The 20758-nt window shown below is 70.5% G+C and carries 16 protein-coding genes, 1 tRNA gene and 1 other RNA gene; 7 read left to right on the forward strand and 11 right to left on the reverse strand.

Going from position 1 to position 20758, the window contains the following annotated elements:
* Window positions 1–74: 74 nt before the first annotated feature.
* The 7 genes from Van01_RS26015 to ffs form a co-directional block, all read right to left on the reverse strand.
* Window positions 75–1736, reverse strand: a complete 1662-nt coding sequence (locus Van01_RS26015; RefSeq protein WP_204012884.1) for an ABC transporter substrate-binding protein — start codon at window positions 1734–1736, stop codon at window positions 75–77.
* A 263-nt stretch (window positions 1737–1999) separates the two neighbouring features.
* On the reverse strand, window positions 2000–2452 hold the full coding sequence (locus Van01_RS26020; protein ID WP_204012887.1) for a hypothetical protein: 453 nt from the start codon (window positions 2450–2452) through the stop codon (window positions 2000–2002).
* Between the two features lie 54 nt (window positions 2453–2506).
* Complete coding sequence (locus tag Van01_RS26025) at window positions 2507–6493, reverse strand: golvesin C-terminal-like domain-containing protein (RefSeq protein ID WP_204012889.1); 3987 nt, start codon at window positions 6491–6493, stop codon at window positions 2507–2509.
* Window positions 6494–6601: 108 nt separating this feature from the next.
* Entirely contained in the window at window positions 6602–7195 is a 594-nt protein-coding gene (gene recR / locus Van01_RS26030) for a recombination mediator RecR (RefSeq protein ID WP_099848899.1), read from the reverse strand.
* Between the two features lie 8 nt (window positions 7196–7203).
* A complete protein-coding gene (locus Van01_RS26035) occupies window positions 7204–7512 on the reverse strand; it encodes a YbaB/EbfC family nucleoid-associated protein (RefSeq protein ID WP_239093270.1) in 309 nt (102 codons plus the stop codon).
* Window positions 7513–7656: 144 nt separating this feature from the next.
* Window positions 7657–10707, reverse strand: a complete 3051-nt coding sequence (locus tag Van01_RS26040) for a DNA polymerase III subunit gamma and tau (RefSeq protein WP_204012893.1) — start codon at window positions 10705–10707, stop codon at window positions 7657–7659.
* A gap of 321 nt (window positions 10708–11028) precedes the next feature.
* An RNA gene (ffs, locus tag Van01_RS26045) (signal recognition particle sRNA small type) lies at window positions 11029–11118 on the reverse strand.
* Between the two features lie 81 nt (window positions 11119–11199).
* Between ffs and Van01_RS26050 the strand changes: the two genes are divergently transcribed.
* The 3 genes from Van01_RS26050 to Van01_RS26060 all read left to right on the forward strand — a co-directional run bounded on the left by Van01_RS26050 (window position 11200) and on the right by Van01_RS26060 (window position 13027).
* A tRNA-Ser gene (locus Van01_RS26050) sits at window positions 11200–11284 on the forward strand.
* A gap of 238 nt (window positions 11285–11522) precedes the next feature.
* Window positions 11523–11888: a PadR family transcriptional regulator gene (locus Van01_RS26055; RefSeq protein WP_204012895.1), complete on the forward strand. Its 366-nt coding sequence runs from the start codon at window positions 11523–11525 to the stop codon at window positions 11886–11888.
* Window positions 11885–13027, forward strand: a complete 1143-nt coding sequence (locus Van01_RS26060) for a hypothetical protein (protein ID WP_204012897.1) — start codon at window positions 11885–11887, stop codon at window positions 13025–13027. Before Van01_RS26055 ends, Van01_RS26060 begins: the two co-directional genes overlap by 4 nt.
* Window positions 13028–13130: 103 nt before the next feature.
* Here the strand turns inward: Van01_RS26060 and Van01_RS26065 are convergent, their stop codons facing one another.
* Window positions 13131–13373, reverse strand: coding sequence for a flavin reductase (locus Van01_RS26065; protein WP_204012900.1), 243 nt, complete (start codon window positions 13371–13373; stop codon window positions 13131–13133).
* 566 nt (window positions 13374–13939) lie between these two features.
* Between Van01_RS26065 and Van01_RS26070 the strand changes: the two genes are divergently transcribed.
* The 4 genes from Van01_RS26070 to Van01_RS26085 are packed head-to-tail and all read left to right on the forward strand — an operon-like array spanning window position 13940 to window position 16073.
* Window positions 13940–14707, forward strand: a complete 768-nt coding sequence (locus tag Van01_RS26070) for a helix-turn-helix domain-containing protein (protein ID WP_204012903.1) — start codon at window positions 13940–13942, stop codon at window positions 14705–14707.
* Window positions 14698–14904, forward strand: coding sequence for a DUF397 domain-containing protein (locus tag Van01_RS26075; protein ID WP_204012906.1), 207 nt, complete (start codon window positions 14698–14700; stop codon window positions 14902–14904). Before Van01_RS26070 ends, Van01_RS26075 begins: the two co-directional genes overlap by 10 nt.
* Before the next feature lie 41 nt (window positions 14905–14945).
* Window positions 14946–15503 carry a hypothetical protein gene (locus Van01_RS26080; RefSeq protein WP_204012909.1) on the forward strand — a complete coding sequence of 186 codons (558 nt, stop codon included), beginning with the start codon at window positions 14946–14948 and terminating at the stop codon, window positions 15501–15503.
* Between the two features lie 39 nt (window positions 15504–15542).
* Complete coding sequence (locus Van01_RS26085) at window positions 15543–16073, forward strand: thioredoxin domain-containing protein (protein WP_204012912.1); 531 nt, start codon at window positions 15543–15545, stop codon at window positions 16071–16073.
* A gap of 6 nt (window positions 16074–16079) precedes the next feature.
* Here the strand turns inward: Van01_RS26085 and Van01_RS26090 are convergent, their stop codons facing one another.
* The 3 genes from Van01_RS26090 to Van01_RS26100 all read right to left on the reverse strand — a co-directional run bounded on the left by Van01_RS26090 (window position 16080) and on the right by Van01_RS26100 (window position 20751).
* Window positions 16080–17309 (reverse strand): cytochrome P450, encoded by a 1230-nt coding sequence (locus Van01_RS26090; protein ID WP_204012915.1) that lies wholly within the window; start codon window positions 17307–17309, stop codon window positions 16080–16082.
* Window positions 17310–17388: 79 nt separating this feature from the next.
* Window positions 17389–19038 (reverse strand): FG-GAP-like repeat-containing protein, encoded by a 1650-nt coding sequence (locus tag Van01_RS26095; protein WP_204012918.1) that lies wholly within the window; start codon window positions 19036–19038, stop codon window positions 17389–17391.
* Window positions 19039–19095: 57 nt separating this feature from the next.
* A complete protein-coding gene (locus Van01_RS26100; RefSeq protein ID WP_204012921.1) occupies window positions 19096–20751 on the reverse strand; it encodes an FG-GAP-like repeat-containing protein in 1656 nt (551 codons plus the stop codon).
* Window positions 20752–20758 lie beyond the last annotated feature (7 nt).

Raw genomic sequence — 20758 nt, forward strand, 5'->3', positions numbered from 1 at the left:
GGCCTCGAAAGGGGGGCAGGGATCACGGGCGGGCGCTGTGGGTCACAGCGCCCGCCCGCGGTCAGTGCGTCAGATCAGGACTTGAACTCAGCGGTGGCGAACCGCTCGTCGGTGAGCGGGCTCGCCTTGACCCCGGTCACGTCCTTGCCGAACACGATTGCCGGCGGCGAGTGTGAGATCGGCACACCGGGCAGGAAGTTCATGATGTCGGCGTTCAGTTCCTTGTAGAGCGCCACCTTGGCCGCCTGGTCCGGGGTGGTGTCCGCCTGCCGGAACTTGTCGAACAGGGCCTTGTTGTTGAAGCCCCACTCGTCCTTCTGCCTGTCGAAGAACGTGCCGATGAAGTTGTAGCCGTCACCGTAGTCACCGGTCCACCCGAGGAAGTGCAGGTCGTGCGCGGTGCCCGAGGTGGTGGCGTTGAGGTAGTCCGGGCTCCACTTCAGCGGGATCGGTTCGATCTTGATCCCGGCCGCCTGGAGGTCCGCCGAGACCAGCTCGAACAGGTCCTTCGGGTTCGGCATGTAGGGCCGGGTGACCTCGGTCGGGTAGTGGAACCGCAGGGTCAGGTCCGACGCGCCGGCCTCGGCCAGCAGCGACTTCGCCTTCTCGACGTCGTACTCGTACTTGGTGACGTCGCCGTTCCAGCCCTCGACCGTGTCCGGGAAGAAGTTCACCGCGACCTGGGCGCCCGGGGGCAGCTTCGAGTCGACAAGTGCCTGACGGTTGATGGCGTGCGCGAGCGCCTGCCGGACCTTCAGGTCGGCCAGCTTCGGGTTCCCCTTCTGGTTGATGGCCAGGTAGAGGATGTTGAAGGCCGGGCGGGTCAGGACGTTGAAGCCCTCGCCCTTGAGCGGCTCGACGTCGGCCGGGCCGACCAGGTCGTAGCCCTGGATGCCACCGGAACGCAGCTCCTGCTTACGCGCGTTCTCGTCCGAGATGGTCTTGAAGATCAGGCTCTTGAGCTTGGCCTTGTCGCCCCAGTAGTCCTCGTTCCGCTCCAGGGTGAGCGTCTTGTTCGCGACGTCCCAGGTCTTGAACTTGAACGGGCCGGTACCGGTCGGGTGCTCGGTCGCGTACGCCGGGTACTTGATGTCGTCCGCGCTACCCGAGACGTTGCTGGCGTCGTACTCCTGGAGCGCCTTCGGGCTGTGCATGGAGAAGGACGGCAGCATCAGGGCGGCCGGGATCTTGCTGGAGACCCGGCTGAAGGTCAGCGCCACGGTGGTGGGGTCGGTCGCGGAGCAGGACTTGAAGAGGCTCTCACCGAGGGTGTCGTCCTCGTTGGCGGCGAAGCCGCCCATGACGTCCTGCCAGTACGCGGTCACGTCCGGGCTCTGCATGAGGCCCTTGGCGTTGTACCAGCGGTCGAAGTTGACGCAGACGGCCTCGGCGTTGAAGTCGGTGCCGTCGTGGAACTTCACGCCGGAGCGCAGCTTGAACGTCCAGGTGGTGCCTGCGGCGTCCGGCTCCCAGGACTCGGCGAGGCCGGGGCTGACCTTGGTGCCGCCCTCCTCCGGGCGGACCAGCGTCTCGAACACCTGGCGGGCCACGCGCAGCGACTCACCGTCGCTGGCGAAGCTGGGGTCGAGCACCTTCGGGTCTCCGGCGACGCCGAAGACCAGGGTGTCCTTGCTACTACCGCTGGAACCTTCGCGGTCGCTCTCGGCACAGCCTGCTACCGCGAGGGCCGCGGCCGCCACGGCCGCGATAGCGACCTTCGGCCTGGATGCACGCATGGTGCTTCACCTCGTCCTTGGGGGTACGGACAACGTGGTGACAGGGTCACCGATGGGCGTGACCTTAGCTCCCGTTCGGACCGGCGGGAAACGGCGCGGGAAGCTCTTGGTACCGGATCGTGTCCTTACTGCCTGGCCCGAATGACACGGGCCAGCAGGCGCACGGACAAAACGTCTCAATAGCCCCATACAATCGATATCATTCTGTTACATCGATTGAGCGGCCACCTAACGCCGGTGTCATACCGCCGACAGGTGCCCGGTCACGGTGTGGGCGGCGTCGGACAGGAGGGCAGACGCACCAGGTCGAAGCCCGCGTCAGGTGTGCCGAGCGCCCGGAAATCGAGTCGGTGGCAGAGTTGCAGCAATCCGCTCGGCCATGGGCCGTAGGCCTCGGTCGACTCGACGACAAGCGACAGTTCCGGCTCCCGGCGGACCTCCCGGACATCCACCCCCAGCTCGGCGGCCAGGGTGCGCAACCTGTCGTCCGACGTCCTGGCCCCGGCGTCGACCACCGCCTCGGCGTAGCTGCCAGCCCGTCGGTCGAGTTCCGCCGCAGCCGCCGTCTCGCCACGATCGCTCGCCTCGCGGAACTGACGCACCTTGCCCGCGAAACACCACCAACCGGCAAGCACGGCAAGCACCAGCAGGGCAGCCAGCACCGACGGTGCCAACGGCCGGTTGTCCCGTTCCTGCCGCACCTCGATCTCCCTCATGCCGGCGGTAACCGGTGGGGCCGGCCGCTGACGACCGGCCCCACCCGACCTGGGTCAGTTGTAGCCGACGGCGGGCAGTCGAGCGGTCACCGCATTGGCGTACGTCACGTTGCCGGTGTCCTTCGGGTGGAACGAGGCTCGGCTGATGCAGGTGTTCAGCCCGCCCGTGATCCATCCGACGCACGTGGCGTAATCGTCACCTTCGATCATCCGGAAGTCGCCCCCGCCCGCCGGGCCGGCCACCACCGAGTTGATGTCGTCGGGCACCAGGATGTCGTGGCTGGTGTCGTACTTGCGGCAGGTGCCGTGATCCAGCATCCCCTCCACCATGTCGGTGAACTGGACCCGGCGACCCGCGGCGCGGGCCTGGTCCACCATCTGCCGCTGCCCGTCGCGCATGTGCAGGGCGAGCCGGTTGACCATGCTCATCTCGCCACTGCTGTACCGGCCGAAGACACACTGGTCCTGGTGGTAGTCGGCGAACAGCCGGGGATAGCCGACCAACATGATCGTGGCATTCGGTGCCCGGGCCGTGACCGCGTCGATGAGCTGCCGCACCTGGCTCTGTGAGTTGTCGATCCGCTGACGAACAGTCGTCTCGTAGCTGGCGGTGTCACAGGCTTCGATCGCGCAGTGGGTCATCGTGCCGGAGAAGTTGGCATCGTTGCCGCCCGCCGAGAGCAGCACCAGTGTGGTGTTGTTGTCTAGCGCTCCCGATTCGATCTGCGACATCTCCCGGAACTGCCCCTCGGCCTGCTCGTGGTAGTCACCGATCGGCTGTGCCGGAGCCTGCCAGTGGCTCGGCGTCGCCGTACCACGCATCTTCGCCGCAGTGGCACCCGAACAGCTGACGAACTGGAAGTCGACGTTCGGGTCGTGCGCCGCCACCCGGTCCTTGATCGAGCTGGACGATCCGGGGAGCCGGGTCAGCATCTGCCACGACCTGTCGGTCCGTCGGCAGGCGTTCCAGGACTCGCTGCCGTAGTTGTTGTCCGTCTCGCCGTAGTAGCCGCCAGCGCCCTCACCCGAGCCGTACGAGTCACCCATGGCCACCACGAAGTGCCGGGGCTTCGCGGCCAGCGGCACGAACGCCACCGCGTCCCAGGCCACGTCCTCCACGCCCTTGCCGTCCTCGGTGATGTTCGTCAACTCGACGTACTGCGCCGCCTGGTTGGAGAACTGGTAGGTGCCCAGCTTCACCCACCGGTGCTGCTCGGTCCGGGTCGGGATGTACCGGGTCTTCACCCCCTGCCCGGTGTTGATCGTGTACTTCGCCTGCTGGGTGTGCGCCCCGTGATCCGGTAGGTGCACCATCACCGTGGCCCAGCCGTTCAACCGGTTGGTTGTCGCCCATCGGCCGGTGACCTTGTGCGGGGAGTTCTCGGACGCCTGGCTGTGCGCGAACCAGAAGTGGCCACCGAAACCACCGCCGATCTGGTGGGTGTCCACCTTGCCGGGGTAGATGGTCGTGCCGTTCGGCCCTGGTCGCCCCTGGTAGGTAAAGGAGAACTTGCCGACCCGGGTGTGGTTGCGGGCGCAACCCTGCGGACCGAGTGCGCTGGCACTGTCGATGTCGTCGATGACCAGGGCGTTGTCCGGCAGACCGGCCCGGCCGCACTGCGAGTCGTAGATGGCCGTCGCGTACGGGCGTGGTTCGACAGTGGTGTACCGCCTGGTCTCCAGGCCACAGTTGATGGCGCAGTCTGTCCAGGTCACCGGCCCGTTCCACCAGCACTTGAGGTCGTCCCGGGTGCACGGGCCGGCCGGCTCACCCGGGTGGCCGCCCGGCACCTGGGAGGTGGCCGGGTCGCAGGCGTTGCGCGCGGGTACGCAGAAGGTGAACCGGGTCGGCTGCGCCACGAACTTGTTGCGCTCCAGGGCTGTGGAGTACGTCGGGGAGTAGTTGCCCGTCGAGTAGTTGTAGCGGCGCAGCGAGGTGTAGGCGAAGCCCATCACCCGCTCCGGGTACGACCAGTGGTTGGGGTGCTTGGCGTTGTCGTACCCGATGTCGTCGTCGATCGGCGGGTTGGCGGTCGGCACGTCGAGCGGCGCGGTGAGGAACATCTGCCGGTCCGGCGGGAAGTTCGGGTTGCTCGGATTGTTCGCCCAGCCCACGCCCCACGGCTGCGACCCGTCCTGCGGGTAGAAGCCGGTGTTGTACGCCCAGATGGCGAACCACCAGTTCTCGATGTACTGCGGGTCGCCGTTGTTGGCGATCAGGCCGGCGTTGCGGGTGGTGTTCCACTTGTCCTGAAGGATGCGCAGCCCGGCGGCGGCGTTCGTGGCGTAGTCCAGAGCCACGGCCCGCTGCTTGGTGTAGTCCCACTGCACACCTGTGATCCACTGGTCGGTGTCGGACCGCTTCATCCCGGTGGTCACCTGCCCGACGCCGTAGCCACAGTCGGTGTGCGCCCAGTTGATCTTCGTGACGTCGGGGCTCATCAGGTCCAGTCCGTAGAAGCCGAGACTTGTCAGCGGGTTGCCGGCGAGCCCGTCCACCGCATGCCAACTGGCCTGGAGCAGGTTCGACTCCTGAGCCAGGATGCCGAGGAAGACCTGGGCCGGCACGTAGCCACCACCCGACAGGGGCAGCGAGGGAAACATTCCCTGCGGCGCGTACGCCGGCAACCCGTTGTTGGACCAGTTGGCCGGCCGCTGGAAGGTCAACTGACCACGAACCGCGAGGTTGGCGGCCCACTCCATCTGCTCCCGGCTGGGCTGGTAGACCTGGATGTTCTCGTCGTTGCGGGGTACGGCGCAGGACCGGTCCGGATCCCAGGGCACCGTCGCCGGATCCGGATCGGCCGCCGAGGTCCGGGCGCCCGTGCCACCATCGGAACCGCCAGCCGCAGCCGTGCGCTCCCGGCCCGCCCGGCGCAGCGTCGGTGCCACGCTGAACGCCACATCCGACCCGTCGGCGAGCTGCGCCGAGATCGCCACCCGGTCCGGTCGGCCGTCACCTGCCCCACCGTCCGGCCCGGCGGCCTCGGTGCCGGTACGAACCCGCGTGACCACCAGGTCGCCGCTCCGCGACACGTCGCTGTCCGGCAGCGCGTCGACAGACCGCCACCGGGTCGGCAGCGACCGGCCAGCGAGCCGGGCACCACTGCGGCCACCCACCACGAAAACCCGACCGTCCGCGCCGGGCCGCAGCTTGACCGTGCCCAGCGGTGCCGAGGCCACAGTCGTCAACTCACCTCCCGCGTACCGGACCAGGTCGGTGGTGTCGGCCCGCGCCACCTGGAATGCGACGTCGCCGGCACCGTCGGGAAGCAACCGGAAGGGGGTGCCGGCGGTACGGGCACGGGTGGTGAGCCGGCCCTGCCGGTCGAGGCTCACCAACTCGTCGCCCTTCGCGGCGACAATCGTCTGCCCCACCGGAATGGCGGAGGTGACCTGGCCGGGGGTGATCACCTGACGGCCACTGCCGATCCGACGGGTGTCCAGCGTGGTCAGGACCGTCCGCGCGTCAGCGCCCGCCTCCGGGGTGGCCGGTAGCTCCAGTCGGGTCAGCACCACGCTTTCCCCGCTGCCGCAGCCGGGATTGTGGTACGCGAGCGAGTAGCGTTCCGGCAGCTTGCTGACCCGGCCCGTCTCCAGGTTCACCACTGCCGCGAACGCCCCCGCGTTGGAGAGCGTCTCCCGGTTGGTGAACTGCCTGGGCGCGTAGACCGCTACCGCCGTGCGGCCCGACCCGGTGAGACACGCCTGGCCCACCCACTGGTCGGTCGCCACACCCGGCTCCGCAAGCGTCGTCACGGTCCGCCACTGGTATGCCGCATCGGCGTCCGCTACCAGAATGTGCAACCCGGTCTCGTCGGCCGAGGTGGTCATCACGCGATCGGCCGAACGCCGCCAGGACTTCCCGAGCCGTCGGTCGGGATCCAACACCCGGTCCGGCGCGAGCGGTGCCGCCTGCGGCGGTCGGGGCGGCGCGGGATCAGGAACCGCTGTGGACGGCGCGGCTGACGCCGCGCTGCTGGCCGGTGCCAACGGCACAAGCACCGCCAACGCCAGTAACGAGGTAAGGAAACGACGCACGGGGACCTCCGTGGATCCGGACGGGGACGTCCAGATTCACGGAGGTCATCATCGGCGCGTCATCTTCGGCCCACCGGCACCGAGGTCACGGCCCGCCCTGGCGGACCGTCACACGGCCCGGCGGCCCTCGAAGGCCCGGCCCAGGGTGATCTCGTCGGCATACTCCAGGTCGCCGCCCACCGGCAGCCCGCTGGCCAGCCGGGTCACCGCGATCCCCATCGGCTTCACCATCAGCGCGAGATAGGTAGCTGTCGCCTCGCCCTCGGTGTTCGGATCGGTGGCCAGGATCAGCTCACGGATCGCGCCGCCGCCGAGACGCGTCATCAGCTCGCGGATGCGCAGATTGTCCGGCCCGATGCCCTCCAGCGGATTTATCGCACCGCCGAGGACGTGGTACCGACCGCGGAACTCACCGGTCCGCTCGATCGCCACCACGTCCTTCGGCTCCTCGACCACGCAGATCACCTCGTCGGTACGGCGCGGGTCGCGGCAGATCCGGCACGTGTCGGACTCGGCGACGTTGTAGCAGCTGGTGCAGAACCGCACCAGCTCCTTGACCTTGCGCAGCGCACCGGCCAGCCGGTTGACGTCGGCCGGGTCGGCGGACAGCACATGGAAGGCGATCCGCTGGGCACTCTTGGGCCCCACACCCGGCAGCCGCCCCAGCTCGTCGATCAGATCCTGGATGGCGCCCTCGTACATCTGCGGGCTCAGAACCCGGGCAGGCCGAGGCCGCCCATCCCGCCCGCGACCGGGCCCATCTTCTGCTCGGTCAGCTCGCGGGCCGCCTCGGTGGCGTTGTGCAGCGCGGCGACGACCAGATCCTCAAGGGTCTCCACGTCGTCCGGGTCGACGGCCTTCGGGTCGATCTTGATGCTCTTCACCTCGCCGGAACCGGCGACGACAGCGGTCACCAGACCACCGCCGGCAGTGCCTGTCACCTCGGCCTCGGCCAGCTCGGCCTGCGCCTTGGCGATCTGCTGCTGCATCTTCTGCGCCTGCTTCAGCATCTGCTGCATGTTCGGCTGTCCACCAGGCCGCACGATGACTCCCTCAACTCGCCTACCCTGCCGCCGCCCACCCTAACGCCCCCCACCGACCCACCCCCCGCGCCGCACCCCACCCCCTCCCGCGCCCCTCCCCTCCGGGTGGGGTGGGGTGGGTTAGTCGCTGAGCTTTTCGACGGTGCCGAAGGCGTCGCGGAGCAGGCGGACGGCCTGTTCCTCGCTCGACTCGCGGGCGGTCTTCTCGTCGATGACCTCGTCGAGTGGTTCGTCACCCGGGTCAAAGCCCTCGTAGGCGGGAGTGGCGGGCGGCTGCGCACCGCCGGGACGTCCCGCGCCACCGCGCAACGGGCCGTCGAAATCCGGGTCGTACGGCGGCTCACCGGCGAACTCCACGTCCGCGGTCTGCCGGCCCGCCTGACCGGTACGCGGACCCCGGCCGGCCGCCGCCGCCCGAGCCGCCGCGATCGCACTGCTCACCGGCGCGCCGCCGGGGCGACCGGATCTGCCGTTGCCGTTCGTCGCAGCCGTCTGCCGGGGCGCGACGTTCACCGCTGCCCCACCCGAAGCGGCGCTCGTCGCCCCACCCGAGGCGCTGCCCGTCGCGCCACCCGGCGCAGAGCCCGCCCCGCCCGACGCAGTGCCCGCTCCACCCGAGGCGGCGTTCACCGCCGCACCCGAGGTGGCGCTCGTCGCCCCACCCGAAGCGGTGCTCGTCGGGCCACCCGGGGTGGTGCTCGCCGCCGGGCCCGGGGCGGCGGCAGACGAGCCGTGCTGCGGGCTCGCACCGCGGCCCGCCGGGGCGCCGGGCGCGGTTGGTCCGTCCGCCGAGGTGTGCGACGCAGCAGTCCGAGGTGCGCTGGACGGGTCCGCCCCGGCCTCGGCGGAGGAGCCGCCCGGGCGGGCCGGCTCCGGCCACTCGTCGTCGGACGTGCCGTTGACGACGGCCGAGGCCGAGGCACTACCGCCAGGGCGGGCCGGCTCCGGCCACTCGTCGTCATCGGTCACGGTGGCAGCCGCGTCACCCGGCCGGTAGGTGTCGGAGGTGGCAGCCGGCCGCCCGGTGTCGGAGGTGCCACCGGAGCGGCCTCGGTCGGCTTCCGGTGTCGGTGCTCCCGGACCGGCGACGCCCGGTGGGAGGGCGGGGCCGGCAGCGGGTGCGCCACGGGCCGAGCCGGGCGACGCTCCGCTCCGCTCGCCGGCCACCTCGCAGCGGATCTGCCAGCGCCCACCCAACTCCTCGTAGAGCGCGTCGGTGAGCACCTGCGCGTGGTCGGACATCATCCGGGCCAGCACCGCCGACTTCACGGTCAGCACGAGGGTGTCCCCGTCGAGGTCACGGACCACCGCGTCGCGCATCAGCGCGGCGATCCGCTTGTTGCTCCGGTTGACCTTGCCAACCACTTCCGGCCAGACCCGGCGCACCGCTACCGCGTCCAGTACGCCGGGGCTCACCGCGCCGGGGCGGGGCGGCTCCGGGGTTGCCGGATCGGGCATGACTGCCGACTGTGGCACGGGTCGTCGGGGCGTGGCCGCACCGTTTGTCGCACCGTCCTGAGTGCCGTCCGACCACACCGGACGACCGTCACCGGGGCCGGTGGCCGGGCCGTCAGCCGTCCCGTTCATGCGGCGACCGGCGTCGACCCCAGCACCGGCTGCGGTACCGCCCGTACCCGACCCGGCCGTCGAGGTCACCCCGTCACGACCGGCGTTCTGAGTCGTGCCGTCGGGGCCGGCCGACGGCGACCCGACCCGACCGACACCCGACGTCGCACCGCCATGACCGACGTTCTCGGTCACGCCGTCGGGACCGGCCGACGCGTGGTGGCCAGCGGAATGACCGTTGCCGCGTTCGACCGACGGGGACGCGTTGCCGCGACTGGACGGCGGGACGACGCTCGACGAGGTGGCGGTAGCCGGCGCGGCAGCGCCGGTCCCGGCCCGGTTCGCGGCGGCAGCCGCGGGCGCGGCGGCAGGCTGGGTGCGTACCGCCGAGGGGTTGGTGGCGGGTGCGGAGCCGGCGGTGGCCGGCGGCGCGTCGGTGCCGGCCAGGGTGAGCCGTCGCTCCATGCGTTCGAGGCGCTGGAGCAGGCCGCCGGTGGCGTCGTCGACCCCCGGCAGCAGCATCCGGGCACAGATCAGCTCCAGCAGCAGCCGGGGCGCGGTGGTGCCGCGCATCTCCACCAGGCCGTCGTGCACGATGTCGGCGCAGCGGGACAGGGTGCCGGGCCCGAGCTGCTGGGCCTGGGCGGCCATCCGCTCGATCTGGTCGTCCGGACCGTCGATGAGACCCTTGGTCACCGCGTCGGGGACCTGCTGGAGCACGATCAGATCGCGGAGCCGTTCCAGCAGGTCGGCTGCGAACCGGCGGGGGTCGTGCCCGGCCTCGGCGACCCGGTCGACCGTGGCGTACGCGGCGGCGCCGTCCCCGGCGGCGAGGGCGTCGCACATCTCGTCGATGAGCGCCGCGTCGGTGACGCCGAGCAGTGCGGCGGCCCTGGCGTAGGTCACCCCGTCGGGGCCGGCACCGGCGATGAGCTGGTCGAGTACGGAGAGACTGTCCCGGGCGCTGCCGCCGCCGGCCCGCACGACGAGCGGGAACACCGCCGGTTCGACAGGCACCCCCTCGGCCTGGGTGAGCTGCTCCAGGTACGGCCGGAGCACCTTCGGCGGGATCAGCCGGAACGGGTAGTGGTGGGTCCGCGACTTGATGGTGCCGAGGACCTTCTCCGGCTCGGTGGTGGCGAAGATGAACTTGACGTACTCCGGGGGCTCCTCGACCAGCTTGAGCAACGCGTTGAAGCCGGCCGACGAGACCATGTGCGCCTCGTCGATGACGTAGATCTTGAAGCGGCTGTTGGCCGGCGCGAAGAACGCCTTCTCCCGCAGCTCACGGGCGTCGTCCACGCCACCGTGGCTGGCCGCGTCGATCTCGATGACGTCGATCGAGCCGGCCCCGTCCCCGGACAGTGACCGGCACGAGTCGCAGGTGCCGCAGGGTTCCGGGGTGGGCCCGTGTTCGCAGTTGAGCGAGCGGGCCAGGATGCGGGCGCTCGAGGTCTTGCCGCAGCCGCGCGGGCCGGAGAAGAGGTACGCGTGGTTGAGCCGCCCGCTGCGCAGCGCCTGCGACAACGGCTCGGTGACGTGCTCCTGCCCGATGACCTCGGCGAAGGTACGCGGCCGGTACTTGCGGTAGAGCGCCAGTGCCACGGCGTCCCGCCTCCTCTCGACCGAGCCATTCTGCGCCGCCCCGCCCCGCCTGACCACCCACCCCGCCGGGCCGCCCCGGGTGGCCCGCCCGGATCGCGGCATGTCGGGCCGTTGGGGCGATCCACTCGGGCCCCGCCGCACCACTGTCCGGCCCACTCGGCGTGCGGGCCCGCCGTCTGGCCCGCTGTCTGGCGGGCCGCCGGCTTGCGGGCCGTAGGTGATCCACTCCGGTTGCGGCATCTTGCGGTCTCCACCGGCCGGGAAACCCCCAGATGCCGCAACTGGAGAACGCCGGGGCGCGCCGGAGGGCGCCGGAGACAGAAAGGCCCCCCGTGCACCCGGCAGAGCTCGCTTATCCTTGCTGCCTTCCGGCCCTGGGGAGGTTCACGAGATACCGCCGCACGGGAGGTGCCCCCAGCCTACCCGACCGACGGTGGATCTTCAGGGGGTGGTGGGGTGGGAAGCTCGGCGCGGACCTGTATCCTGGCTCGCGGAGGATTCGCCTAGAGGCCTAGGGCGCACGCTTGGAAAGCGTGTTGGGTTAACACCCTCACGAGTTCGAATCTCGTATCCTCCGCTCACCTGAGCAGTACGAAGGGTCGGCCCCGACGGGCCGACCCTTCGTCGTCTCCACACCCCCGACCGAACTCACCCCAGCACACACCTGTCGATCGATCATGAAGTTGTTGTCACGCCACGCCGGCATCGATGGCAACAAGTTCATGATCGACGCAGCGGGACGGTGGGCGGCGAGAGGTGGGAGGTAGGGGGAACGGTCGGTTGACGGTATATATCGGTGGACGTACTGTAGGGGCATGCAGGAACCTACCTTTCTGATCCTCACCGCGTTGGCTGCGCAGCCGTTGCACGGGTACGGCGTCATCCGGGCGGTCGACGAGCTGTCGGCGGGCGAGGTCAACCTGCGGCCGGGCACCCTCTACGGGGCGCTGGACCGGCTGGCCGAGCAAGGGCTGGTCACCGTCGACCGGGAGGAGGCCGTCGAGGGACGACTGCGCCGCTACTACCGACTCAGTGATGCCGGGGCCGCCGCGTTGCAGGCACAGGTCGAGCGACTACGCCGACACGCCGCCGCCGCAGAGGTCCAGCTGGGCAAGCGCCTGGGTGGTGCGCTGAGCTTCGGCCTGGTGAGCGCCCCGACCGCAGGCGAGGTGACCGGATGACCGCCGCCTGGCCGGCACCCGACCCCACCACCGCCGCCCGGCCGGCACCCGACCTCGAGGCCGCTGCCTGGCCGACCGCCGACAACCGGCTGGAGCGTGGTTATCGCGCGCTGCTGCTCGCCTACCCGCGTCGGCACCGGCGGCGGCACGGCACCGAGGTGGTGACCACGTTGCTGGAGATGGCGGAGCCGGGCCAGCGCCGCCCTCGGGCCGGCGCGGCCCTGCACCTGATCGGCAGCGGTCTGCGGCTGCGGTTCCGGCTGCCCGCCCGCCGGCCGTTCATGGCCCTCGCGGCGCTGCTCACCGCGCTGACCGTGGGTGGCTTCGGTGCCGCCGCCGGCTCGTGGCTGGGTGCTCAGACCTTCGCCGACCTGCCCGACGAGGCCGGCATGGCCAGACTCACCCAGCAGGCCGGCGGAGACGAGACCCTTCACTCCTACTACTCGTCGTCGCCGTGGACCACCCAGACGACCCATTCATCCAGCCAGGTCAACGGCGCATGGGACGCTGAGCAAGTCCGCCAACGGCTCACCGCCGGCGGTTGGTCGCTCTCCGACTCCACCCCGCTCACCGGGATGTCGGGCACCGTCGATGACACTGGCTCGCTCGTCGAGATTCCGCTGAGCGGCACGCGATTCACAGCCGAGTCGGCCGGCCTGATCATCACCGTGATGGGCTGGGACCCGGCAGCAAACAGCTCCGTCGACATCCGCAGTCATGTCTCGATCCTCGCGATGCCGGATCGTACCGCCGCGTTCCTACCCCTGGTCGTCGTCGGCACCGCCGTCGGGCTGCTCGCCGGCTGGCTGATCGCGGCGGCCGTCGCGTACCGGATGGCGGCAGCGTCGCCCGGACGCCGTCCCGCCGCCGTCACGCTCTGGGGCGGGGCCCTGGTGGCGCTGGCCCTACCGGCTGTCGCTCTCTACGGCAACGTGATGCGGGTGCTCCGGGATGGCAACGCCGAAGGCGGCCCGCCGCTGACCGTGCACAGTGCCTTCACGCCCGGCGAGTACTACCCGTTCGGCCCGCAGTGGCTGGTGCTCGGGCTCACCGTCGCCGGGCTCGTGGTCGCCGTCGCCGCGATCCTCACCGCCCGTCCGGGCGAGCAACCACCACAGCCCCGCGTCGTACCGGGCTGACGCGCGACAACGGGGGCAGGGGCCGTTCCGACCGGGAGCGGCCCCTGGTCATGCGCCGGGCCCGTCCCGGTCCGACACCCTTGGCGGTACGCGGACAGCCTCCTCATCCCCGCACACGCGCCCAGGACACGAAGCGGTCGAACAGCCCGACCGCCGAGGTCGGGTCACCCAGTTCCGCGCTGGCCTGCGCGTACAGCGTCGCGAGGTGCACAAGCAGCGCGGCCCGATCCTCCCGGTACTCGCCGAGCAGCCGGAGCTTCGCCGCGCTGCACGGCCACCTGACGCCGCAGTTCCGACAGCGCCACGTCGGGCGGGACGGCACATGTTCCGGGCGACGGCGACTCATCGGCGAGCCACCCCGACCGGACTGCCCCCGACAGCACCACGCGGCGCAGCGTCGCCACCTCGATCGACGGCCAGCGGCTGATGCACAGTGCGCTCCGACACGGGTCACCTCCTTCAGTTCTCGGCCCGGACAGCAACCCCTGCCTCCGCTGGTTCGTCGGGGCTGAACCGTCTGTGCTCTCAGCTCGACAGGCGGCGCAGGAGCATCTACCTCCTCCCTCGCCGGCCCTCGACTGCCGCGACGTCCGAACCCGCCCACCGACGCCGAGCCCGCCCACCGACGCCGAGCCGGCTCGGTAGCCCCGAGCCCGGCCGCCATCCCGACGCCACCGACAGACCCGACGCCCGGCGCCACCGTCAGGCACGACGCCGCCGGCACGTGGTGGATGGGGGCCGCCGTGGTTGCTCGCCCGGCGGCGGCCCCCCGATGTCACGACCGCCGGGTCAAGGGGGATGAACCTCCACCGGCCGCACCATCGATACCCCAACTTGCCGTAGGTAACGGGACAACTACATGGCGTGTGGGTATGGTCGGCGGATATTCGAGACGTCCGATGGGAGACGGCCATGAACGACGCGCTGCGGGTGGCGCTGCGGGACACCGGGCACACGATCGAGTCGCTTGCGGAACGCGTCGGCGTCGACCCGAAGACGGTGAGCCGGTGGCTCCTCGAAGATCGGATCCCGCATGCCCGGCACCGGCTCACGGCGGCAGATGCGCTCCAGAAGAATGTCTCGGACATTTGGCCGGACATTTCGAGACGTCGCGCCCTTGTCTGGTTCCGCCCCTGGCAGGAGATCGAGCGCGAGGCGACCACGCTGCGGTCCTTCGAATCCATGGTCGTTCCGGGCCTGCTCCAGACCGAGGCGTACGCCCGCGCGGTGCTCACCGGCGGCGGCCTGATCCCCCGCAGCGAGGTGGCGCGGCTTGTCGACCACCGGATGTCCCGCCAGTTGATCCTGCAACGCGAGGAGCCGCCGCTGCTCACCGCGGTGCTGGACGAGGCGGTGCTGCGCCGGCCGGTGGGCGGCCCGGCCACCATGCGCGAGCAACTGCTGTCGCTCGTCGAGGCGTCCACCCAACCGCACATCCGGGTGCATGTGGTGCCGTCCACTGTGGGCGAATACGCTGGGCTGAACGGCCCGTTCGTGCTTGCGACCGCGCCCGATCACCGCATCGCCGGCTACCTCGACAACCAGTTGCAGGGGCAGGTGGTGAGCGAGCAGGCCGAGATCGCGGCGATACTTGCCGCCTGGGAGAACGTGCGCGGCGAGACACTCTCGCACTGGCAGTCGGTCGACCTGATCAGGGAGGTGGCGGAGTCATGGCAGTGAACGACAACCCGGCGCTGGCCGGCGCCCGGTGGCGCACAAGCAGCCGCAGCAGCGGCAACGGCGGCAACTGCGTCGAGGTCGCCGACAACCTGCCCCACGTGGTGGGCGTACGCGACTCGAAGAACCCGAGCGGCCCGGCACTGATCTTCAGCCCGGCCGCCTGGCGCGCTTTCCTCGCCACCGTCGACAAGCCCTGATCCGTCGTACACATGTTCTATCCACAGGCTGTGGACGGCTGGTGAGTTACCAGCTCAGCGCGGTAGTCGCGGACGCCGAGCTGCTGCGCGAGGAGACCCGCGAGCTGGATCACGCCGTCCTCGGCCAGTTACGGCAGGACTTCGCGTTGCTGCCGGTCACGCCACAGCTCGCGCTTGAGCTGACCGGCACCCCGCCCGACTACACGGCCGACGAACCCGGCCCGGAGCAACCGTTCACCCTGGTCCTCTCCCCCACGCTCACCGAATTCCTGGCCCGCTGGTCGCGACGAGGCCCGGTGGCGTACGTCGAGGCGGAGTTCGCCGGCGGGACCGGGCACCAGGCGGCGGCGGTCTGGCTGAACGGCGCCCTCGCCTGGGGCCCGCGCTTCGACGCGGCGCTCGACGGTCCGCGCCTGGACTGGCCGATAAACGGGGCGCTCGTCGAGCTGGGCGTGGAGCCGGGCCGGTGGATCGACCCCTTCGCCGAGCTGGGATTACACGTCGAGCGGAGCACCGAAGGGTGGCTCGCGCATGGCCGGCGAGGGCTCAGCGTTGACTACTGGGACGAATTAGCCGACGAATGGGAGGCCCGGCAATAACCTCATCGCCCCCGTCACGTTGGGGACTGGGGGATTCTGATGAAAATGCGACAATTCGGCTTCATCGCCGCACTGCTTCTGGCTGCCTCGGCATCGGGTAGCGGAGTCATGCCACCGGACACCATCGCCGTCCGCGAGCCCGTCGCGTCGGTGAGCGTCGTCGATCTCGACGGAGTGGCCGATGTGGACTTCGGCGACTCGGAAAGCGAGCTGACCCGGCGCGGCATTCTGCGTACCGACGTGGACGCCTGCGGCCCGACGCTTGCCGGGCACGACGAGATCAGCCCGATCTTCATCGAGGATCGACTGGTGCTGCTCTGGGCCGGCGACCCGGTCCGCACCCCGGAGGGCATCGCGGCCGGCTCGCCCATCGCCGAGGTCCAGGCGAGCTATCCGACGGTACGCGACCTGCACGCTCCACAGGGGACGTATCGATTCGACGGCCTGCTCGCCCGGGACGGCGACCGCGCGTACCTGTTCCTGCACGACGGCCAGACGGTGCGGAAGATCATCGCCGGGTACGCCGACTGGGCGCACCGCCTCTTCGTCGAGGGCCACGCTCCCTGTTGAGCCGTGTCACCACTTGACCGGCAGCTCCACCGGGCCCAGGATGGCGTGCCCCTGCTTCCACCGCACCTCGTTCGGCGCCACGGCCAGCCGCAACGCCGGCAGTTCCCGCAGCAGCAGCGTCAACGCGACCCGGACCTCCAACGCACCCAGGTGCGCGCCGACGCAGTAGTGCGGGCCGTAACCGAAGGAGAGGTGGGGGTTCGGGTCCCGGCCGAAGTCCATCCGTTCCGGGTCCGCGAAGACCCGAGGATCCCGATTCGCGGCGTCGTGTGACGGGATCACGATGTCACCCTCGGCCAGCCGCGCACCGCTGGGCAGCGTCACATCAGCCATCACCCGCCGGGGCATCTCGTCGCCGTTGGAGGTCGAGTGCAGTCGCTCCAACTCGGTGACCGCCCCGTCGACCTGCTCCGGATGCTCCAGCAGGTAGTCCCACGCGTGGTCATGCCCGGCGTACGGGCGGCTGCGCAGCAGGTACACGAATGTCGAGATGGAGCTGGCCGTGGTCTCCCACCCGCCGACGAGCAGCGACAGGGGAAGTTTGACCTGAACGTCCACCGGCTGCTCCGCCGCCGCCGTGGCGATCCGGGTCATCAGGTCGTCGCGGGGACAGCCCCGCCGCCCGTCCAACTGCTGCCACAGGTAGCCGCCCATCTCCTCGGCGGACCGGGCGGCCTCGGCTCGGGTGAGGTCGGCGGTGCCCATGAACATGTCGCCCCAGCGGCGGAACTGCGCCCGGTCCGGTTCCGGCAGGCCGAGCAGATCGGAGATCACGTTCAGCGCGAACGGTACGGCGAAGTCGCCGACCAGATCCGCCGAGCCGCCCCGGGCGGCCAAGACGGCGAGCTGCGCCTCGGCCGCCGCGCACACCGTGTCGCTCAGTCCGGACACGGCTGGCTTGGTGAAGCTGTCCTTCACCGTGCCCCGGACAGCGGCGTGCTCCGCCCCGTCCATGCCGAGCATCGTCCCGGACACGTCGACCTGGTCGGCGTGGGCGGCAGCGGCCCGGGAGAACAGGTCCTGTCGCCGGAGCACCTCCCGGACGTCGTCGTACCGGCAAATCAGCAGCGCCGGCAGCCACTCCCCGCCAACCTGCCGGACCACCGGCAGGATGCCGGAATCCGAGGCAGCGAGATGCGCGTAGTAGGGGTGCTTGTCCGGGCCGGGCGTCCGGTCGATGCCATCAGCATCGACGTTCAACGGGTGCCGTACCGGACCATCCTCGACCGCCACCATGCGATTACCATGGCACGACTTCCCAACGAAGGCAATCGATCACTTTGAGTAACCCATGCTCGGGTATCCCACCTCAAGGTCAGAGACCGCCGGTCTGCGGAGTGGCGAGCCGGCGGCCGTACCACTTGGGCCAGACGAAGTCGGTACGCATGCTCAGGCCGCTCCACGAGGTGGACTGCGGAACAAGGCCACCAGAGCCGCCGTGGAACAGGGCCACCGATCCGGACCCGAACCCGGCCGAGTCACCGGAGACCTCCTCGCCGGGCGACGTCACCACCGCGTCCAGCGGACCGGTGCCGTTGAGGTTGAGGATCGCCACCGCGCCACCGAAGCGGTCGTTGCGCTCGGCACCGCCCGGCACGACCGCGTGGTCCTGGTCGAAGCCCTGCGAACCGGTGCCGGTCAGCCCCGAGGCAGAACCCTTCAGCAGCGCGACGGTGCCTGCCTCAGTCTTCGTGCCGATCGCCTCACCTGGCGCGCCCACGAGCACGTCCGCCCGTCCGTCCCCGGTCACGTCGCCCACCGCGAGCGTCGCACCGAACTGGTCACCGGCCTCCGGCGACCCCGGGACCCCCGCCGTACGCTGCGAGAAGAGCTTCACCGAACCACCGGACAGCCCTGTCGAGTTACCGGGGAAGACCGCGACCATGCCCTCGTTGCCGTTCGGGCTCTGCGCGTACGGCGCTCCGGCGATCACCTCGCCCGACCCGTCGCCGTTGACATCACCGATCGCGAGCGCCATGCCCAGGTCCCACACGTAGCTGTCGCTGCGGCCGGTCGCCGCGCGTAGCGCCGCCCCGGTGACCGAGGTGGCCCCGCTGAGCTTCACCCCGCTCGCCGTGCCCCACATCAGCGTGAGCATGCCGCTGCCCGTCGGCGAACTGCTCTGATTCTCCTGCGGCGCACCGATGACCAGGTCGGCGTACTTGTTGCTGTTGACCTTCCCGATCGCGAGGGTCCACCCGAAGTGGTCACCGCGCTCTGCCGAGCCGGGCACCGCCGCCTGGTCCTGGTGCAACTGCTGCGCACCGGTCCCGCTCAGGCCACCGACGCCGCCGTACAGCACGGTCACCGCGCCGGCCTCGGTGATGGTGCCGATCGCCTCGCCGTACGCCCCGATCGCCAGGTCGTCCCGGCCGTCGCCGTTGAGGTCACCGGCGGCCAGCGCCGAGCCGAACCAGTCTCCCTTCTCCGAGTCACCAGGCACGCCTGGCGAACTCTGGCTGAAGTGCTTCGCCGAGCCGATCGCCAGACCGGTGCTGCTGCCCGGCACCACCCACACTCCGCCAGCGTGCACCTTCGCGGTGGGGTCGTACTCGGCCAGGTCACCCATTGCCAGGTCGTCGTAGCCGTCCCCGTTGAAGTCCCCGGCGGCGAGAACCTCGCCGAAGCGCAACTCGCCGCCGCCCGACGAGATCAAGCTCGTGTAGTAGTCGACGTGCGGTGCCGAGGAGTAGCGCACCACGACCAGGCCGGCCGGCGACTCGGGCCGGGTGTACTCGAACGGGTCGGCAGAGGCCGCGATGTCGTCGACGCCGTCACCGTCGAAGTCGGACCGGGTGGCCCCAGTCCCCTTGACCGGGGTGACCGCCTTCGCCACCCGGTGAACCTGAAGGGTGACCCCCTCCCGGGTCACGGACCGGACCTCGTCCGCCGCCCCGGCCGGCGCACCCACCGCCAGGCTGGCCGCCACCGCCACTACCGACACTCCGGCAACTCTGCGCCGCATGGAAAAACCCCGTTCTTCTGTTCGTGCTGCTCGTCTGTGATCTGGGGGCGGGCGCGTTCAGTAGAGAACGCCGCCGCTCTGCGGGCCGGCGATCCGCATTCCGTACCGTCGCGGCCAGAGCCGGTCGGTGCGCAGCGACAGGCCGCTCCACGAACCGGCCTGCGCGACAAGCCCTGCCGATGAGCCGTGGAACCGCGAGATCGTGCCGGACGGGTAGCCGGCCAGGTCGCCCGCCACCTCTTCCCCATTCGATGCGACGACCGCGTCAAGCGGGCCGGTGCCGTTGAGGTTGAGGATCGCCACCGAGTTACCGAACGCGTCGTTGCGCTCCGCGCCGCCGGGGACGACCGAATGGTCCTGGTCGAAGCCCTGTGCCCCGGTGCCGGTCAGCCCGGAAGCGGAACCCTTCAGCAGTACGATCGTGCCCGCCGCCGCCTTCGTACCGATCGCCTCACCTGGCGCGCCGACGAGCACGTCCGCCCGACCGTCGCCGGTGACGTCACCGACAGCGAGTGCACCGCCGAAGTTGTCCTCCTGCTCAGGGGTCCCCGGCACCCCCGCCGTACGCTGGTTGATAATCTTCGCGGCGTCCCGGGACAGGCCACCGCTGCGGCCGGTGAAAACGGCGATCAGACCACCCCTGATGCCCGGCGTCTGGGCGCCGGGCGCACCTGCGACCACCTCACCGAGGCCGTCGCCGTTGACGTCGCCGATCGCCAGCGTCTCGCCGAGATACCAGGCCACGGTGTTCTCGTCGCCGGTCTTCGGATAGACAGCAGCCCCGGTGACCGAGGTGGCCCCGCTGAGCTTCACCCCGCTGGCCGCCCCCCACATCAGGGTCACCATGCCGGTGCCGTCCCAGGACTGGCCGTCATTCTCCTGCGGCGCGCCGATGACCAGATCGGCGTACCTGTCGTTGTTCACCTTTCCGATGGCGAGGGTCCGGCCGAAGTGGTCACCGCGTTCGGCGGAACCCGGCACCGCCGCCTGGTCCTGGTGCAGCTGCTGCGCACCGGCGGTGGTCACACCACCAACGCTGCCGTAGAGGACGGTGACCGCGCCCGCATCCTCGACGCTGCCGATCGCCTCCCGGAACGCGCCGATCGCCAGGTCGTCGCGCCCGTCGCCGTTGATGTCACCTGCCGCGAGCGCCGAACCGAACCAGTCGAAATCCTCGGCCCCACCCGGAACGCCCGGGGAACTCTGATTGACGTGCTGCACCGAGTCGACCACCAGGCCGGTGCGGCTGCCCGGGATGACCCAGACCCCGCCGGCCCGGGTCTTGTTGCCCGGGTCGACCTCGTCCATGTCGCCGATCGCCAGGTCGTCGTAGCCGTCGCCGTTGAAGTCACCGGCCACCAACGCCATGCCGAAAGTGTGGGCGCCACCATCGGGCGGAAGCACCCCGGCGAAGTAGTCGACCTGCGGCGCGGACGAGTAGCGCACCACGACCACGCCTGTCGGATGGTGCGGCAGGTTGAAGTCGCCCGGGTCACCCGTGGCCGCGATGTCGTCGACACCGTCACCGTCGAAGTCCGAACGGGTGGCACCCGTCCCCTTCACCGCGGTGGTGGCCTTCGCCACCCGGTGGTACTGAAGGGTGACGCCCTCCCGAGCGAGGGTCCGGAACTCGTCCGCCGCCTGCGCTGGGGCGCTCACCGCCAAGCCGGCCGCCACCGCCAGTACCGACACCCCGGCCACCCTTCGCCGCATCGCGTTC

Origin of the sequence: Micromonospora andamanensis (assembly GCF_016863495.1) — a bacterium.
Classification (GTDB): Bacteria; Actinomycetota; Actinomycetes; order Mycobacteriales; family Micromonosporaceae; genus Micromonospora; species Micromonospora andamanensis.

Bases quoted from the DNA above. Each gene is read 5' to 3' on its own strand.
- Van01_RS26015 (WP_204012884.1), bottom strand. From the start codon at position 1,736: ATGCGTGCATCCAGGCCGAAGGTCGCTATCGCGGCCGTGGCGGCCGCG.
- Van01_RS26020 (WP_204012887.1), bottom strand. From the start codon at position 2,452: ATGAGGGAGATCGAGGTGCGGCAGGAACGGGACAACCGGCCGTTGGCA.
- recR (WP_099848899.1), bottom strand. From the start codon at position 7,195: ATGTACGAGGGCGCCATCCAGGATCTGATCGACGAGCTGGGGCGGCTG.
- Van01_RS26035 (WP_239093270.1), bottom strand. From the start codon at position 7,512: ATGCAGCAGATGCTGAAGCAGGCGCAGAAGATGCAGCAGCAGATCGCC.
- Van01_RS26055 (WP_204012895.1), top strand. From the start codon at position 11,523: ATGCAGGAACCTACCTTTCTGATCCTCACCGCGTTGGCTGCGCAGCCG.
- Van01_RS26060 (WP_204012897.1), top strand. From the start codon at position 11,885: ATGACCGCCGCCTGGCCGGCACCCGACCCCACCACCGCCGCCCGGCCG.
- Van01_RS26065 (WP_204012900.1), bottom strand. From the start codon at position 13,373: ATGAGTCGCCGTCGCCCGGAACATGTGCCGTCCCGCCCGACGTGGCGC.
- Van01_RS26070 (WP_204012903.1), top strand. From the start codon at position 13,940: ATGAACGACGCGCTGCGGGTGGCGCTGCGGGACACCGGGCACACGATC.
- Van01_RS26075 (WP_204012906.1), top strand. From the start codon at position 14,698: ATGGCAGTGAACGACAACCCGGCGCTGGCCGGCGCCCGGTGGCGCACA.
- Van01_RS26085 (WP_204012912.1), top strand. From the start codon at position 15,543: ATGAAAATGCGACAATTCGGCTTCATCGCCGCACTGCTTCTGGCTGCC.
- Van01_RS26090 (WP_204012915.1), bottom strand. From the start codon at position 17,309: ATGGTGGCGGTCGAGGATGGTCCGGTACGGCACCCGTTGAACGTCGAT.
- Van01_RS26095 (WP_204012918.1), bottom strand. From the start codon at position 19,038: ATGCGGCGCAGAGTTGCCGGAGTGTCGGTAGTGGCGGTGGCGGCCAGC.
- Van01_RS26100 (WP_204012921.1), bottom strand. From the start codon at position 20,751: ATGCGGCGAAGGGTGGCCGGGGTGTCGGTACTGGCGGTGGCGGCCGGC.